14 protein-coding genes are annotated in these 15,476 nt (G+C 62.8%); 7 read left to right on the forward strand and 7 right to left on the reverse strand.

Annotation, left to right across the window (positions count from 1 at the left end):
- Positions 1-169: 169 nt before the first annotated feature.
- Positions 170-787: a GNAT family N-acetyltransferase gene (locus BLS42_RS08365; protein ID WP_176803276.1), complete on the reverse strand. Its 618-nt coding sequence runs from the start codon at positions 785-787 to the stop codon at positions 170-172.
- 4 nt (positions 788-791) lie between these two features.
- Positions 792-1,142 (reverse strand): GNAT family N-acetyltransferase, encoded by a 351-nt coding sequence (locus BLS42_RS08370; protein WP_090579322.1) that lies wholly within the window; start codon positions 1,140-1,142, stop codon positions 792-794.
- Between the two features lie 189 nt (positions 1,143-1,331).
- Here BLS42_RS08370 and BLS42_RS08375 point away from each other — a divergent pair, with 189 nt between their 5' ends.
- Together BLS42_RS08375 and lpdA are read left to right on the forward strand one after the other, a co-directional pair.
- A complete protein-coding gene (locus BLS42_RS08375) occupies positions 1,332-1,700 on the forward strand; it encodes a GNAT family N-acetyltransferase (protein WP_090579325.1) in 369 nt (122 codons plus the stop codon).
- Positions 1,693-3,111: a dihydrolipoyl dehydrogenase gene (lpdA, locus tag BLS42_RS08380; RefSeq protein WP_256336339.1), complete on the forward strand. Its 1,419-nt coding sequence runs from the start codon at positions 1,693-1,695 to the stop codon at positions 3,109-3,111. The genes BLS42_RS08375 and lpdA overlap by 8 nt, the downstream gene beginning before the upstream one ends.
- 863 nt (positions 3,112-3,974) lie before the next feature.
- On the opposite strand, the gene BLS42_RS08385 is transcribed toward lpdA, so the two are convergent.
- On the reverse strand, positions 3,975-6,002 hold the full coding sequence (locus BLS42_RS08385) for a transketolase family protein (RefSeq protein WP_256336340.1): 2,028 nt from the start codon (positions 6,000-6,002) through the stop codon (positions 3,975-3,977).
- 88 nt (positions 6,003-6,090) lie between these two features.
- Between BLS42_RS08385 and BLS42_RS08390 the strand changes: the two genes are divergently transcribed.
- The 4 genes from BLS42_RS08390 to BLS42_RS08405 all read left to right on the forward strand — a co-directional run bounded on the left by BLS42_RS08390 (position 6,091) and on the right by BLS42_RS08405 (position 9,715).
- A complete protein-coding gene (locus BLS42_RS08390) occupies positions 6,091-7,251 on the forward strand; it encodes an ROK family protein (protein WP_090579328.1) in 1,161 nt (386 codons plus the stop codon).
- Positions 7,252-7,392: 141 nt separating this feature from the next.
- A complete protein-coding gene (locus BLS42_RS08395; protein ID WP_090579331.1) occupies positions 7,393-7,848 on the forward strand; it encodes a PTS sugar transporter subunit IIA in 456 nt (151 codons plus the stop codon).
- A 34-nt stretch (positions 7,849-7,882) separates the two neighbouring features.
- Positions 7,883-8,155: a PTS sugar transporter subunit IIB gene (locus tag BLS42_RS08400; RefSeq protein WP_090579334.1), complete on the forward strand. Its 273-nt coding sequence runs from the start codon at positions 7,883-7,885 to the stop codon at positions 8,153-8,155.
- A gap of 39 nt (positions 8,156-8,194) precedes the next feature.
- Positions 8,195-9,715 carry a PTS ascorbate transporter subunit IIC gene (locus BLS42_RS08405; protein ID WP_090579337.1) on the forward strand — a complete coding sequence of 507 codons (1,521 nt, stop codon included), beginning with the start codon at positions 8,195-8,197 and terminating at the stop codon, positions 9,713-9,715.
- Between the two features lie 674 nt (positions 9,716-10,389).
- Here BLS42_RS08405 and BLS42_RS08410 read toward each other — a convergent pair.
- Together BLS42_RS08410 and BLS42_RS08415 are read right to left on the reverse strand one after the other, a co-directional pair.
- Positions 10,390-11,343 carry an SDR family NAD(P)-dependent oxidoreductase gene (locus tag BLS42_RS08410; protein WP_090579340.1) on the reverse strand — a complete coding sequence of 318 codons (954 nt, stop codon included), beginning with the start codon at positions 11,341-11,343 and terminating at the stop codon, positions 10,390-10,392.
- Positions 11,336-11,518 carry a hypothetical protein gene (locus BLS42_RS08415; RefSeq protein ID WP_090579343.1) on the reverse strand — a complete coding sequence of 61 codons (183 nt, stop codon included), beginning with the start codon at positions 11,516-11,518 and terminating at the stop codon, positions 11,336-11,338. Before BLS42_RS08415 ends, BLS42_RS08410 begins: the two co-directional genes overlap by 8 nt.
- Before the next feature lie 103 nt (positions 11,519-11,621).
- On the opposite strand from BLS42_RS08415, the gene BLS42_RS08420 reads away from it, so the two are divergent.
- Entirely contained in the window at positions 11,622-12,563 is a 942-nt protein-coding gene (locus BLS42_RS08420; RefSeq protein WP_256336351.1) for an AraC family transcriptional regulator, read from the forward strand.
- A gap of 345 nt (positions 12,564-12,908) precedes the next feature.
- On the opposite strand, the gene BLS42_RS08425 is transcribed toward BLS42_RS08420, so the two are convergent.
- The gene (locus BLS42_RS08425) at positions 12,909-13,094 is read right to left on the reverse strand and encodes a hypothetical protein (RefSeq protein WP_090579349.1); all 186 of its coding nucleotides are present in this window, start codon (positions 13,092-13,094) and stop codon (positions 12,909-12,911) included.
- Positions 13,095-13,790: 696 nt separating this feature from the next.
- Positions 13,791-15,476, reverse strand: coding sequence for a cytochrome b/b6 domain-containing protein (locus tag BLS42_RS08430; protein WP_090579352.1), 1,686 nt, complete (start codon positions 15,474-15,476; stop codon positions 13,791-13,793).

The raw sequence follows: 15,476 nt of genomic DNA on the forward strand, positions 1-15,476 counted from the left end.
CGCCCTCCAGGGCGGGTACATGCTGGCCCAGACTGCGCGCGATGTCACGCCGATGGCACCATCTATCGACATGGCGCTTGCGCATATCGAGAGCCTTCTGCTACTTGAGTCCGCCGCAGACCAAGCAACAAACAGCGTCCCGCGACTCTAGCCAGGATTCAGTTTAGGATCACCAGTCGTCTAGCCCGTCTGGGTCATAAGAGTAGTCCAGGGAGATTCCTGGTCGGACGTTGTGGAGGTCGGCCCGGCGCATCCGCCGCACCTCGAGTCTTACGCCGTGATGTGCCCAGTCGAGGTCATCGACGGGGGTCATTCCGAGACGTTTGGCGACGGCGAGGCTGCCGGCGATTTGTGCCGGCGTCGCAACGAAGACGTCCTCGATGTCGCTGGCGAGAAATGCTTGGTGTGCCAGAGCATGACCGACCTGGCCTGCCAGACCGCGACCACGCGCTTCCGGCCGCAGATGCCACCCCATCACAAGCTGCGGATCGTGCGGACTGAAAGGAAGCAGGGTCGCGCCGCCGAGAAGCCGGCCGTCATCGGCCGCCTCCACTGCCCACAGGCCCTGTGGCACAGGGCTCTGTGATGACTGCAGGTCCCAGTCTCCCAACAGTTCCCGCATCTCCGCGAGGTCACGCACAGGCTGCGCCCTGCCGATCGCCTTGGCGGCTCTCGGGTCGCCGTAGATCTCGAACGCGCCCTGGGCATCTTCGGCAGACCAAGACCGCAAGATGAGGGTCGCAGTGACGATGCGCTCCGGCTCGATGGTGATGTGCAGGTCGTCCATGGCGTCAGCGCCGGCTGTTCGCATCTCGCGTGGTGCGAGTCGCGATGAGGGCCGAGCGGTTAATGTCGACCGCGACGTTGAACTCGGGGTGGCCTTGGACGTAGTCGGCAACGAACCCGCAGTAGATGCCAACCTTGGTCTGACTTTGGCTCAGGTCTTCCAGGGCATAGCGCGCCAGGGCCGACGCAATGCCCTGATGCCGTTCGTCTCGGTCCACGTAAGAGTGGGTGAGCGTAATCCGGCCGCCGGTCGTCTCGTAAGCCAGGGTACCGACGACCCGACCATCGGTCAGCGCCTCGTAGAGGCGGGTTGTCTCGTCCTTGCGCACTTTAATGGTGGCCGATGATTGCTCCATGGTTTCTTCTTGCCTCGTTCCTCTTCTGCAGCTCCCGATCACCCCACACTAGGAGTGTAATGGACTAGATAGTCCAACTTATCGCACCTCGTCGGTGCAATGCGAACAGAAAGGTGTCATAATTGGACTATATAGTTCTATTCCGAGCTACACGAATGCTCGGCTCACCCACACATTGGAGGGGACCCGATGAGCAGTGAACAACTCGTGTCGGTATCTGAGAAGCTGATCGATGACATTGATCAAGGCCGCTTTGAGCTCTACCGCGACGGCGAACTAGTCGGCTGGCTATACCGCAACCACCTGAAGCCCAACCGGTACGCCCTAGTTCACACCGAGGTGGCGCTGAGTCACCAACATCAGGGCGTGGCCGGCGCGATGGTGCGGCGAGTGCTCGACGAGATCCGCGCGCGTGAGGGCACGATCACCGTAATCTGCCCTTTTGTGGCCGACTACCTTTCTCGAACGACCGCATATGCCGATCTGATCGATGCACGGCATCCGGGTTACGCCGCGCGTGCTGCTGCCGAGTCAGCACGCGCGAAGGGCAATGACTGAGACCCCGATGCCCCGCGTGCCCAACTTCGATGTCCTCGTCCTCGGTGCAGGCCCCGGTGGCTACGTCGCCGCCATCCGCGCCGCGCAACTCGGCAAGTCGGTCGCCGTCGTGGAGGAAAAGTATTGGGGCGGCGTTTGCCTCAATATCGGCTGTATTCCGTCGAAGGCGCTGCTGCGCAATGCGGAAATCGCGCACATCATCACCCACGAGAAGAACACCTTCGGTATCACGGGTGATGCGACCATGGATTTCGGTGTGACCCACAAGCGCAGCCGCAGCGTCGCTGAGGCAAGCGCCAAGGGCGTGCATTATCTGATGAAGAAGAACAAGATCACGGAGATCGATGGTTGGGGCACGCTCGCCGGGCCCAAGTCGATCGACGTCTCCAAGGACTCTCAGACCTCGTCCTACACGTTCGACACCTTGATCCTCGCCGTAGGTGCCACGGTGCGGTTAGTTCCCGGTGTCACACTCTCGGAGAACGTCGTCACCTATGAAGAACAGATCCTCTCTGACCGGCTGCCGAAGTCGATCATTATCGGCGGTTCGGGGGCGATCGGGGTGGAGTTCGCATATGTGCTCAAGAACTTCGGAGTCGACGTCACCATCGTGGAGTTCCTTGACCGAATGGTGCCGACTGAGGACGTCGATGTTTCCAAAGAGCTGCTCCGCGCCTACAAGAAGCTCGGCGTCAACGTGCTGCTCTCCACGGCGGTCAAGGTTGTCGAGGACACCGGCTCTGGTGTTCGCGTGACAGTTGCCCGGGCTACCGGCGGCGACGAGCAGGTGATCGAGGCCGACAAATTCCTCGCAGCCTTTGGTTTTGCGCCGCGTACACAGGGCTTCGGCCTGGAGAGGGCCGGAATCGCGCTCAACGACCGTGGTGCGGTCGCGGTTGATGCCCGCGGTCGCACCAACGTCGAGGGCGTCTATGCAATCGGTGACTGCACCGGCAAGTTGATGCTCGCTCACACCGCTGAGGCGATGGGTGTAGTCGCCGCTGAGACAATCGCCGGCGCGGAGACGATAGAGATCAACTTCGACATGATCCCGCGTGCGACGTTCTGCCAGCCACAGATCGCGTCCTTCGGATATTCCGAGGCCCAGGCGAAGGAGAAGGGATACGACGTCAAGGTCGCGCAGTTCCCATTCTCTGCCAACGGCAAGGCGCGTGGCATGGCGGAAGGCGTTGGATTCGTCAAGGTCGTCGCGGACGCGACTCACAACGAGTTGCTCGGTGCGCACATGATCGGTCCGGAGGTCACCGAGCTTCTGCCGGCGTTCACACTAGCTCAGCAGTGGGACCTGACGGCGGACGAAATAAGCCGCAACATCTTCGCTCACCCGACGCTGTCGGAGGCGATGAAGGAAGCGGTCCACGGCATCGCCGGTCACATGATCAACTTCTAGCCGTCTACGCAACCAAGTCTGCTCGCAGGATCCGGGCGACTACTTTCGTGACGCTGTCATCGGAGCGGTGGGCGCGCATCAGCCCCGTGGTCCTCGAACCGGAACCAGGCCACGCGCATGCCAGTCTAGACTGCCCGGGCTTTTGCCCGTTTGGTCAGGGATTCTGCGCGGGTACGGGCGCCGGATCCCGCTGGAGGTGGTCCTGTGCGACGAGGGTGTCTTTGAGGTTTTGCGCGCGAGGACCGTTCATCCAGGGTTCGGTCCTGCCGCTGTTTCCGGACATCACGGCCTGGGTGGGCTGGTTCAAAACACGGTTACGCCGTCGCACCAGTCCAAGGCAAGAATATTTCTTGCATTCAGCGCCATTCCCATTTCTGCACGAGATCGTGGTGGAAAACGAACTCTTCCAGCGCTTTGGCATCGGGAAGGGCCAGAGGTGTCGGACCAGACTGCTGTGGAAGCGTTGAGCGGCGTGTTGATGCCATCTGCTCACAGCGCCAGGCGGGGGCCGGCACCATCGGCCGGTCGCATGCCCGGATCGACATCGAGCTCCTGGAAGCGGCGTTAAACAGAACCCGCCCAGGCCCGCCCGGCCCTCGCCAACCCTGGGGATCGCTCGACCCTCTGCCAAGTCCTGGGTCCCGTTGTGGTCGGACGCGTTGACTTCCGAGAATGCTGTTATTTCGCTGAACAGTTCCTCCGCGTCGGCATGCGGCAACAGGCCGGGAGGGTGGCCGCCGGTGTTGGAGGTGCGTTCGATTCCCAGGGGTTACAGGCGAGCGAGCGGGAGACTTTCGGTCGAGGGTCGAAGTCTGGGGTCCACCCGCCAGCGGTGCGCCTGCTGGACGCGATCCTCGAGGCCGTCAAGCGTCGAGTACATCCTTGGCGGCCTCAAGGATCGCGTCCAGGTGAATGCCCCGAAGGCGCATGATCTCGTCCCCTGAGCCGGACTCCCCGAATTCTTCGATCGATACGACGCGGCCGGCCGCTCCCACCCAGCGGTACCACGCATCTCCCCGGCCGGCCTCGATAGCGACCCGTGCGGTCAGTGATGCCGGGAGGACCTTTTCTCGGACGTTCTGGTCGAGTTCGCTGAACCATTCGACGCATGGCATCGAGACGACACGCGTGGCAATGCCTTCGCTCTCGAGGGCACGTGCGGCTTCGATGGCCAGGCCCACTTCGCTGCCGGTTGCGATGAGAGCGAGGTCGTTTCCTGCTCCGCTCTGCCACCGGACATACCCGCCGGACCTGGCATCGTGGTTAGTTGTGTTGTTGGAGGGCAGCACGGGTAGGTCTTGCCGGCTCAGCACCAGCGCCACGGGCCGGTCCGGTGTTGAAAGTAGGCGCTGCCAGACCGCCAGGACTTCCACTGAGTCCGCTGGGCGGACAACATCCAAACCGGGGACCGTCCGCAGCGATGCGATCTGCTCCACTGGTTGGTGTGTGGGTCCGTCTTCGCCCACTGCCACAGAGTCGTGGGTGAAGATGTAGATCACGCCGAGTCCCATGAGGGCCGCGAGTCGGATACTGGGACGCATGTAGTCGCTGAAGGCCAAATAGGTGGAGCCGAAGGGCCGCCAGGGTCCGTGCAGGGCGATACCGCTGAGTATTGCAGCCATTGCGTGTTCCCGGATGCCGAAGCGGATGTACCCGCCGCCGGGGTGTCGCGCGGAGAATGGTTCGCCCGGAACCGTGACGTTTGTGGAACCGCTGAGGTCGGCTGAACCACCCCAGAGTGCCACCTTCCCTTGGAGGGTGGCTATGACCGCGCCATTGGTCTTGCGGGTCGCGATCATGTCACCGGGTTCGCCCGTTGGAACTCCTGACAGCAGGTCGGGATTGGTTGTGCCTGAGCGGAAGGTCATCCATCGGTGAGCGGTTTCTGGGTGATCTGCAGCCCAGTCGTAGTACTGCCGGTCCCACTCTGTGTGCAGCGATGCTCCACGGGCGGAGGTTGCGCGTGTATGGTCCAGAAGTATTTCGTCGACGAGGTCTTCGAGACCGGCGTCTGCGCTGAACCCGAGTGCTTCTTTCACAAGCGCGAGCTCGTCCGGGCCAAATCCTCCGGAATGGGCTGCCGGAGTGCCGCCGAATTTTATTGAAGGGGACCCTATGACGGTCTTCACGGCAACGAGGGTGGGTTGCCCAGTCCGGTCGGTGGCTTTGCGGAGGACCGCCTCGATGCCGGCCAGGTCGGTGGCGTCGGTGACTTCGAGCACACGCCATCCGTAGGACGCATAGCGTGCGCGGACGTCTTCGGTAAATGTGCTGGCTGTGTCGGCGTCGATCGTGATGCCGTTGTCATCCCAGATCACCACCAGGTTATCCAGGCCGAGGGTGCCGGCAAGGCTCGAGGCCTCGGCCGAGACGCCCTCCTGAAGGCAGCCGTCTCCGGCTAAGGCCCAAATGGTGTGGTCCAGGATCGGGGAGCCTGGCGTGAACACGGCCTGCTCATGCAACGCGGCGATTGCCATGCCGACAGCGGAAGCTAGTCCCTGGCCTAACGGGCCGGTGCTCATCTCAACTCCGACTGTGTGATGCAGTTCCGGATGTCCCGGCGTCTTGGATCCCAGTGAACGGCTCCCGGCGAGGTCGGCCAAGGTGAGTCCGTAGCCTGTGAAGAAAAGCTGGGTGTAAAGCAGGAGGCTCGCATGCCCAGCCGACAGAACGAAGCGGTCGCGTGCCGGCCAGCCGGGGTGACTAGGGGAGTGGCGGAGGACCCGGGAGAAAAGGACATGGGACAATGGCGCCAGTGCCATGGCGGTACCTGCGTGACCGTGGCCTTTTGTTTCCACGAGATGTGCTGCGATAGCTTGCGCGGCGGCGACGGCCCGCGCGTCCAGTTGGGCAGGGGACAATGGGAGAGTCGAAAGCTGGGCTCTAGTCACGCAGGTAACTTTGGTATACAAATATACTTAAGTCAATGATTGCAGGGTGCCACCGTGGCAATTGGCCGGTGGCTGATGGAGAGGCAGTATGGCTCAGGGGCTTTCGACTGGATCCGGCGTAGTACTGAGCCTCATTCGGTCCGGCAAGGCAACCACGCGCAATGACCTGATCGAAGCGCTCGGGTGGTCCCGCATCACGCTCGCCCGGCGACTCGATGAATTGCTTTCTTCATCCATCATCATCAGTGTGGGTCAGCTTGATTCCCGCGGTGGTCGGCCGCCCGAGACCTTTGCCGTTAATCCGCATGCGGGCTTGCTCCTGGCGGTCGATATCGGCGGATCCCATACACGCCTTGCTATCACCGATCTCGTATCCACGATGGTGAGTGTTGATGAAGCGGATATCGGCTTGAGCGAAGGCCCTGCCGAAATTTTTGAGTGGGCCGGTCAGGTGTTCGACCACATGCTCCTGCGCCTTGGGAAGAGCCGACGTGACGTCGTGGGCATCGGCGTGGGAGTTCCCGGGCCTGTCGACGTCTCCTCCGGCCAGCTTGCCGGTCCGCAAATCGATCGCCAATGGGAGGGCATCCGCGTCCGCGAGTACTTCGCCGGACGCTACAATCATGCCGTCTTTGCCGTGGACCGTGACGTCAACATTATGGCTCTCGCCGAGGCGCGGCTGGGGTGGAGCGAATACAGGAATCTTGTCGTGGTCAAAGCCGGCATTGGTCTCGGTCTCGCGTTCGTACTTGATGGCTGTGTCCATCGGGGTGCGCGCGGCGGCGCCGGCGACCTCAGCAGGCCGCGGCTGGACGGCGGGAGGCTGCAGCGTCTCGAGGCTGTCGCAAGCGGTGCCGTCATCCGGGACGAGCTGGTCGGTCGTGGCTACAAGGTGCGAACGAGTGCCGACATCGTCGAGTATGCCCGCAAGGGGGATGCAGTCACCCTTGGCCTCCTGGAAAGAACCGGCTCCATCATCGGTCAGACCATGGCCGACGTTGTCGGGCTCCTCAACCCAGAAGCGGTAATAGTCGGAGGGAACCTCGCGGAGGCCGGAGAGCCTTTTCTTTCGCCGATCCGGGAGGCCATCTTTAGCGGTGCGAGGAGTTTTGCAACCCAGGATCTCGTCGTGGAGCCGAGCCGTCTTGGCCATGCCGCAGGGGTGACGGGTGCATCGCTGATTGCCCAGGATGCCCTCTTTGACCCAGACCGCATCAGCAGAATCACCCGGAGCGGCACTCAGGCCTGAAGCAAAAGGCCTCAGGGGCAGGGCGAATCGGTCGGCTGCGGCATGACTTTTGATCATTTGTAGACATAAGGTCCGCCGCGACTGTAGCGTGTGTCACGCACATCGACTTGTGCGTACTCCCGTGACTGAAGGATTTCCACTGTGGCGTTGAACCTTGCCGAAGAACTGTCGTCCATCACCACCCGGGCGACGGCTGCTGACTGGAGAGCCGCCGTCCGTCTCGCCGGGGACGGTCTCGTGGCAGGCGGCGTAACCACCGACGCCTACACGGACGAAATGATTGCAGCGGTCGAAGCGCATGGACCTTACATTGTCATCGCTCCCGGCATTGCCCTCGCCCACGCCCGGCCCGCCGAATCGGTGCTCAAGGGTGGTCTGAGCTGGGTCAGCCTGGAAACGCCTGTTGAATTCGGGCACTCCTCGAATGACCCGGTGTCCCTTGTCATTGGACTGGCGGCAATTGACCACACGGCGCACATCGAAGTACTCAAGGCCGTCGCAGGGGTCCTTTCCGACAAGGAAGCCCGCGCAAAGCTCGAAGCAGCAACCTCCGACGATGAAGTCCGGGCCATCCTCAGCAGCCTGGCCGTCAAGTAGTTTTCGTCATCATCCCTGGATTGAAAGGCACCCCATGAAGATTGTCGCCGTGTGCGGAATGGGCATTGGAACTTCAGTGCTCCTGAAAATGAATGCAGAAAAAGTTCTTACAGCCCTCGGCATCGATGCCGACGTCGAAGCTGCCGATATCGGCGTGGCGCGCGGAGCGGCGCAAACGGCGGACATTGTCCTCACGTCCGACGAGCTCGCTCCTGAGATCGGCGCAGTGCCGGCCCGTGTGATCATCATCGACAATTTCTTCGATCTTGATGAGATCACCAACAAGCTCACCGAAGCCATCCAGTAACCCCTTACGCACCACACCTACAGAAAAGGAGCACACACGATGGAGTGGCTCGTCGTCGTATTGAACTTTATTGGCCAGCACATACTCAACGTGCCGGCCTACTTGATCGGCATCATCACTGCTGTGGGGCTCGTAGCCCTGCGTCGAAACGCCGGCCAAGTTGTCGGCGGGGCGCTAAAGGCCGCTCTTGGATTCCTGATTCTCGGAGCCGGAGCTACGGTCGTCGTGGGCTCGCTCACCCCGCTTGGCACTCTAATTCTTGCTGTGACTGGCGCGCAGGGCGTAATTCCCACCAATGAAGTCATCACGGCCATTGCACAAAAGGACTTCGGAGCCCAGAGCGCCTACGTGCTGACCCTTGGCTTCCTCGTCATGCTCGCCCTTGCCAGGTTCACACCGCTCAAGTACGTGTTCCTGACCGGGCACCACATGGTCTTCATGGCCACCATGCTTACCGTTGTTCTATCCGTCGGGCTGGGCGAGAGCCTGAGCTGGCTTGTGGTGGTTATTGGTGCGGTCCTGCTCGGCGTCATCATGGTGGTCATGCCCGCTTTTGCGCATCCCTGGACCAAAAAAATCACCGGAAATGACACTATTGCCATCGGCCACTTCGGGACCCTCGGCTACATCGCCGCCGGCGCGGCCGGCCAGGCTGCTGGACGTCGGAGCAAGTCAACAGAGGAAATCAAGTTTCCGCAGGGGCTGAAGTTCCTGAGGGATTCCATGGTAGCCACCTCACTGTCCATGGTCCTCATTTACATGGTCTTCGCTATCTGGGGTCTGATCGCACTTCCGCTCGACAAGGCGCTGGCCATCTTCGATGTTGCCGACGGTGCCGCATTCATCATGGCCGGCTTCAGCCAGGCCTTGCAGTTCGGAGTGGGTGTGGCCATCATCCTCTACGGTGTCCGCACCGTCCTCGGTGAGCTGGTACCGGCATTCCAGGGCATCGCCGAAAAGGTGGTCCCCGGAGCGAAGCCGGCGCTGGACATCCCGATCGTCTTCCCCTTCGGGGCAAACGCCGCCCTGATCGGCTTCCTCAGCTCCTTTGCTGGCGGACTCATAGCCCTGGGTCTCCTGGCCGTGTGGCTCAACCCGGCCTTCGGCCTGGCCCTGATCCTGCCCGGCATGGTGCCCCACTTCTTCACCGGGGGAGGAGCAGGCGTTTACGGCAACGCCACCGGCGGCCGCCGTGGTGCAATGCTCGGCGGATTCGTGAACGGAGTTGTCATCACCCTTCTGCCCGCGATCCTGCTGCTGGTACTCGGTCAACTCGGTTTCTCCAACAGCACCTTCGGGGACGCGGACTTCGGCTGGTTCGGGACGCTCATCGGTGTCAGCCTTCGCACCGGGACCACTGCAGGTGTGGTTCTCACCATCCTTATCGCTGTAGTCCTTGTGTCAGCGGCGATCGTCTTCCAGCGCAAGGTAGTCGACACAGGCTGGGTGCCCGGTTCCAATCGCGACGGGTGGCTTGCTGGTATCAAAGCGGTGGAGAAGGCCAGGCTGGACTCCGAGAAGGCACAGCAGGCAAGAGTCAAGGCAGACCTGGCGCGGTAGTTTCGGCGACATCGAGACGGAGGAACGGCCGGGCTGGAACTTTTAGTCCCGCAAGCTGAGAGGTCACCGACCGTCAACCGGAGTTGGCCGCTGCGGCGGACCTGGAATTCCCGGCGGATTGCCGTCGTTGATGAGGCGGCGTAAAAGCCGCGTATCAACGTTCGGGGTCCACCACGAGTCTGGAGAGCCTGCGGCGCGCCTGCTCCGGGGCACGGCGCAGGCTCCGGCCAAGGAGGTTCTGTACCTGGCGGTGGCAGGTGGCCATCAAGCCAACGCGAAATGACGATGGCGGCAGGGGTGGTGGAGCTCGGAGGATCTCAACTGCAACGCTAGTGGGAGACGAGCGAACCAAATAGCGGCGCCAAAACCAAGGCGAATATCTCTCCTTGTCGGGCCGCCAACCTCAGGACCCTCTCCCGGTCGGCATGAGGCTGGTGCTCCGTTTAGGGGACCAGTTCCGGCTTAGGCACGCCGTCATCTTTGGTGTGTGTTGGCTGGTTTCGGCGGCCATTTCGTTGGGCGGCGGTACCAGCGTTCGTGGCCGGGAATTGGCCCTGGTGCCTACCCGGAGCAGAGATGGCCGGTTGGGCATTCACTGAACCACCGTCGACGATCGAGGGGCCTACAAATTCACCGGGCCAACCACAAACCGGTCGGTCTTATGGGATCTCCGGTCAACTTCGGAGCGCGGCTGCAGAGTAATCCCAGAGGCGGTGGGCGATCTCTGGATTCACGGCGTGGTCGGCAACAGCCCCATCTATGTCTTCGCCAGCCAACGATGCGTTCTGGTTGTCCTCGAAGTACCTCCCGGTGACTCCTTCGACCAGGGGCGATGCGGCGAGGAGCGCGCTGGTCGCCGCGCCCTGTGCTGTGGTCTTGAAGAAGGGTTGTTCGATCCTGTTTCCGTCCGCATCGGCGCCGCCCATCGCCTGGAGCGTTGGAAGGTCGACATGGCGTTGCAAGTTAGTGGTGATCCACCCGGGCATGAGCGAGTTTGCGACTATTCCGTCTTCGGCCCACCGTTGTGAGATGCCGACCGCGAGGAGGATGTCCGCGGTCTTTGACCGCCCGTAGGCGACCCACGGGTCGTAGGCAGTGTGGGTGAACTGAGGATCGTCGAGGTCGAATGGGTGGTTCCGGTGCGCACCAGAACTCACCACCACTACCCGGCCGGCTCCTGCGTCCCGGAGCGCTGGCTGAAGCCCGAGCGCGAGAGCGAAATGGCCGAGGTAGTTCGTCGCGAGCTGCATCTCCCAACCTTGACGGCTCCGCTGCAGCGTCGGCAGGGCCATGATCCCGGCGTTGGCGACGAGAGTGTCTACGGGGCCGTCCCAGGCTTGCGTGAACGCGCGGACGGAATCCAGGTCGGCGAGGTCCAGCCGGGCGGCGCGCACGCTGCCCGGCCAGTTCTCCTCGACTGACGCCTGAATAAGTGACGACGCAGCGGTGGGGTCGCGCACCGCCGCGGTGACCTCGGCACCAGCCCGCGCCAGGGCGCGCACCGTCTCTGCCCCGATGCCGGAGGCGCCTCCTGTGACGATCATCCGCGTGCCACGCAATCGGACACCGTTGAGGATCTCGTCAGCGGTTGCCCGGGGGCCGAATGGAGTCGTGAACCGATCAGACATTCGCGGCCTCCGTTTCGAGGTGAGCCATAATCTGGTGGAGTTCCGCTGGCAGGTCGCCCGGCTCCACGTCCTCGATCATGTCCGCGGTGAGGAGAGTGATGCGACCCCCGAATTCGCCGCCCGTCGGGACAGCAACCCGGTTGCCAGTGGGGCGTTTGATGATTGTGTCAGTCATATGTGATTCCTTCCTTTTTCAGGTTCTAGCCATAGGCTAGGCGCAGGAAGGTAGACTAACTATAATTATGAATATAGAAAAATACATAAATCGTCCACATGGGATGGATGACCCACTAGGAGAGGTGCTTGCGCTCGTCAGTGCCCGCGGGGAGCTGACATCGACACTGATCGGGCATGGCGACTGGGCGCTACGATTCTCGGCACCTGCCGGAGCTAAGTTCAACTCAGTGACCGTAGGGTCATGCATCGTGTACACGGAGGGGTTGGCGCAACCGGTCACGCTCCGCGTGGGCGACTCGTTCCTTCTCACAAGACCACAGGAATTCGTTCTCGCCACCTCGACTGAGGCGCGAGAACAACCGGCCTCTCCGTTCTTCCGCGCCGCGGAGGGGCGCACGGTCGAGTTCGGACCAACGGAGCAGCCAGTGAGCGCAGCGCTCATCGGAGGGAGTTTCACGTTTGATCGCCGGGCCCGCGAGCTACTACTCAACGCTCTGCCGCCGCTTATTTACCTTCCCGCGGACGCAAGCGGTGCCGCGACCGCTCAATACCTCCTTCGAAGGATCGACCAGGAGGGACGATACGGCCGGCTCGCTGCCGACGTCATCGTGCAACACCTCGCCGTCGTGCTCCTCGTCGACATGATCCGTTACCACGTCACGCAAAACTCGAACGGCATCGGATGGCTGCACGGCCTCACCGACCCTGTCGTCGCGGCCGCACTGGCGGCTATCCATACCACCCCGGCCGCGCGGTGGACAGTGCAACTGCTTGCCGACGAAGCCCACGTATCCCGTTCGACCTTCGCGGCGCGATTCAAATCCGTCGTTGGGCAAGGCCCACTCGAATACCTCACTCGCTGGCGGCTTGAGGTCGGCGCACACCGCCTCGCGACCACAAGTCTGACGATAGCCACCATCGCAGGCGACGTCGGCTACGGCTCCGAAGCAGCATTCGCACTCGCATTTAAACGCGAACTCGGAATGGCCCCCGGACGTTATCGCCGATCACTGCAAACGTCAGGGACGAAGCTGGTTCTCTAGGCAGAGGGAACGTTGCTGGCCCTGCAGTGTTTTGTTGATGGCGAAATCCGCCGCAACGCGAACCCGACCCGTTCCCGCCAGAGCCCGGGCCCGCTGCCCGTCTCTCCGGATCCGATGTTTCCTGGCGCGCGCGGTGTGGCCGAACACAATGGTGCCGCGATGTATCCATCTTGCCGGAGGCCGATGGCTCAAAGACTTCTAACGGCGTAGAGGCGGGCTGGCTCCCAAAGGTGACAGGTGGGCGCGAACGTGCGAGACATGTCGCGTACTAGTGCTTTGAGTGAATGGAGGAAGCCGGAATCAACCCCGTACGGTCCTCGTGATTCCCCGGTGCGTTGTGGCCGCTCAGCCCCGCGGCGGCTTCTTCGGGTTCCGTGTCTCGACGCTCTTCCAGGGACCGGGCGTCACTTTCGACGCTATGAAGTTCCCGAGGCCGTCATACTTGTCGAAGAGACCGCTCCGCTCGTTTTTCTGCTGATAACGGTCCTTCAGCTGACCAATCCGCTTGCCTTCGCCGGTGTTTTTTGCCACCAAGCATCCCCCAAATCGCGTCGCATTCTCGCGGGCAGTATATATGATCGGCGGGTGGCGCCAAATGCTTTTTGACGGAAACGACGGCGTGCAGGTTCTGTGTGGGTGGGGCAACGTATAGCCGCTTTGTTCCTCTAAAAGATCGATGAACGGCCGAGTACAGTTTTTATCCGCGCACTAGTTAACAAATGGCAGATCCGGACCGCCACCGAGTTCGAGGCGATCCCTACCCGCCGATGAGAGCCCGCTCGGCTGTGTTGATCTCGAACACGTGGTTATTGAAGGAACCCACGAACGTGGCAGTCGGTCGACTCACGGTCATCCCTGTTGCCTTTCAGATGAAAGCGGACAGTGCACGCGACCTTCGTCCAGCACGCGTGAGACTGCCGCCGAACCCCGCATCTATCCCGCAGATTCGATGACAACCGACGAAAGCGGATGACAGCAGAAAACAGGCCTGACCTGCGACGATCGAAGATGCTGATAGCCCGCAGAAACCCCCGAACGAGCCGTACTCTTACTCGAAAGGTCACCGGATCGACGCCGGTCGGAGCCACATGCACTGCGGTTCTTTGCCCGGCGCTTTGGATAACGCGGCTGCGTTGTAGCTGGCAACCCACAGCCCGGGTCAGGATCCCGTGCCAGCGCACCTGAGCTGTGTGTGGCGCGGGATCCCCCCTGTGCAGGCGGTGAAGCCTAGCGGCTGCTCACCTGACCGAACCGCTTCGCGATTGGCGCGAGCACCAGCGGGCGGGCGGCGTACCACCCGGCCGTCGTGATGGCGATGGCGGCCGCGAAGAGCCAGAACCCGACCCAGTTCACCTCGTCGGTGCCGCCGAACATGTGGTTCAGGTTGCGCAGCGCACCGGTCGCGAACACCAGGAACACGTGGATGAGGATGAACAGCACAAAAAACAGCATCGTCGGGAAGTGGATCGCGCGCGCAGCCTCCACCGGATAGATCTTGTTCAGCGTCTTCGCGTCCTTCGGCCAGAACTCGCTCATGCGCACACCCGTGATCGCCGCGAGCGGGGCCGCGATGAACACCACGATGAAGTACATGATCTGCTGCAGACTGTTGTAATTCACCCAGCCGCTCTCAACGGGCCAGTCGAGGGTCATGTACTGCAGGAGCGCGGAGAGCGCGTTCGGGAACGCCTCCCAGCTGGTCGGGACGATCCGCACCCAGCGGCCCGAGGCAAACAGCAGCACCACAAAGATGAGTCCGTTGGCCAGCCACAAAATGTCGAGCGACTGGTGCAGCCACAGGTTGATGCTGATCTTCTTGCCACCGCGCTTCGGCGTCCAGAACGCGGGCGGCTTCTGCTCTGTGCGCACCTGATAGCCGGAGCGAATGATCAGCACCATCAGGAAGATGTTAAAGAAGTGCGCCCACTGCGCCCACCACGGGAAGCCGGGCTCGGCCGTATCGGGCAGGTCATACGCGCCGGGGTACCTCTCGAGGAACTCCGGCACGCCCGGCAGCGTCGTCACACCGCGCGCGGCTAGCACAAGAATCCCTGCGGCGGCCACCGCGCCGACCGCGAGGAGCACGACGAGCTTGATCCACTGGCCCAGGGTGCGCGATCCGTAGAGCCTTGCTTCGGCCTCTGGCCTCACGGGCTTTTCGGCGGCGACGGACGGTGCTACCGGTGCTGGGGCGGCGGTGACCGCGAGTGTGACCGCGGCGGTGACCGCGGGTGCACTCGCGGCCGCCGGTGGCTCCGCCTCGGCAACGGCCTCCGCGACACTGGTAGCAGGGGCAGGGGCAATGTGTTCCGGAGCTGCCTGCACCGCAGGGGCGGCAGCGGCCGCCGGAGCTAGTCCAGCCGGCGGCCACGATTCACCACCGGGGACACGGGGAAGCCCGCGACGAAGCGAGGTGGTTCCCATCGCCAGTGTGGCGGGTGCGGTGGCCGGAACAGCTGCGGGCGACGCCGCTGCCGGCACTGCTTTCTCAGCATTATCGGCAGCGGCATCTGCCGCCAGCGCGGGCGTGGCGGCTGCGGTGGGAGCCCCGGACAGAGCCGCCGCTGATACCGAAACCTCGCCCGCTGGCGGCCACGGCTCGCCGCCCGGCACGCGCGGCAGGCCCCGGCGAAGCTGCCGCGCCACCGCGGCGCCCGCGTTCCCTGCAGGGACCGGAGCGGACAATGCCGCACCCGATGCCGTTTCCTGGGCAACAACAACAGCAGCAATGGGGGCGGAGGGCGCGGCGGCCGCTGGCCCGGCGGTGACCGATCCCGCCCCGGAAACAGACGCCGACCGGGCTGCCGCTCCCGCCATGACAATGCGCGCGGGCGCCTCGCCTGCTGCAGGCCAGGGCTCACCGCCTTCGACGCGCGGCAGGCCCCGCCGAATAGACCCAGACTGAGTTGCCAT

The sequence above is a fragment of the Arthrobacter sp. ov407 genome, from assembly GCF_900102895.1.
GTDB lineage: Bacteria > Actinomycetota > Actinomycetes > Actinomycetales > Micrococcaceae > Arthrobacter.

Bases quoted from the DNA above. Each gene is read 5' to 3' on its own strand.
- BLS42_RS08390 (WP_090579328.1), top strand. From the start codon at position 6,091: ATGGCTCAGGGGCTTTCGACTGGATCCGGCGTAGTACTGAGCCTCATT.
- BLS42_RS08410 (WP_090579340.1), bottom strand. From the start codon at position 11,343: ATGTCTGATCGGTTCACGACTCCATTCGGCCCCCGGGCAACCGCTGAC.
- BLS42_RS08365 (WP_176803276.1), bottom strand. From the start codon at position 787: ATGGACGACCTGCACATCACCATCGAGCCGGAGCGCATCGTCACTGCG.
- BLS42_RS08400 (WP_090579334.1), top strand. From the start codon at position 7,883: ATGAAGATTGTCGCCGTGTGCGGAATGGGCATTGGAACTTCAGTGCTC.
- lpdA (WP_256336339.1), top strand. From the start codon at position 1,693: ATGACTGAGACCCCGATGCCCCGCGTGCCCAACTTCGATGTCCTCGTC.
- BLS42_RS08405 (WP_090579337.1), top strand. From the start codon at position 8,195: ATGGAGTGGCTCGTCGTCGTATTGAACTTTATTGGCCAGCACATACTC.
- BLS42_RS08375 (WP_090579325.1), top strand. From the start codon at position 1,332: ATGAGCAGTGAACAACTCGTGTCGGTATCTGAGAAGCTGATCGATGAC.
- BLS42_RS08415 (WP_090579343.1), bottom strand. From the start codon at position 11,518: ATGACTGACACAATCATCAAACGCCCCACTGGCAACCGGGTTGCTGTC.
- BLS42_RS08430 (WP_090579352.1), bottom strand. From the start codon at position 15,476: ATGGCAACTCAGTCTGGGTCTATTCGGCGGGGCCTGCCGCGCGTCGAA.
- BLS42_RS08370 (WP_090579322.1), bottom strand. From the start codon at position 1,142: ATGGAGCAATCATCGGCCACCATTAAAGTGCGCAAGGACGAGACAACC.
- BLS42_RS08420 (WP_256336351.1), top strand. From the start codon at position 11,622: ATGGATGACCCACTAGGAGAGGTGCTTGCGCTCGTCAGTGCCCGCGGG.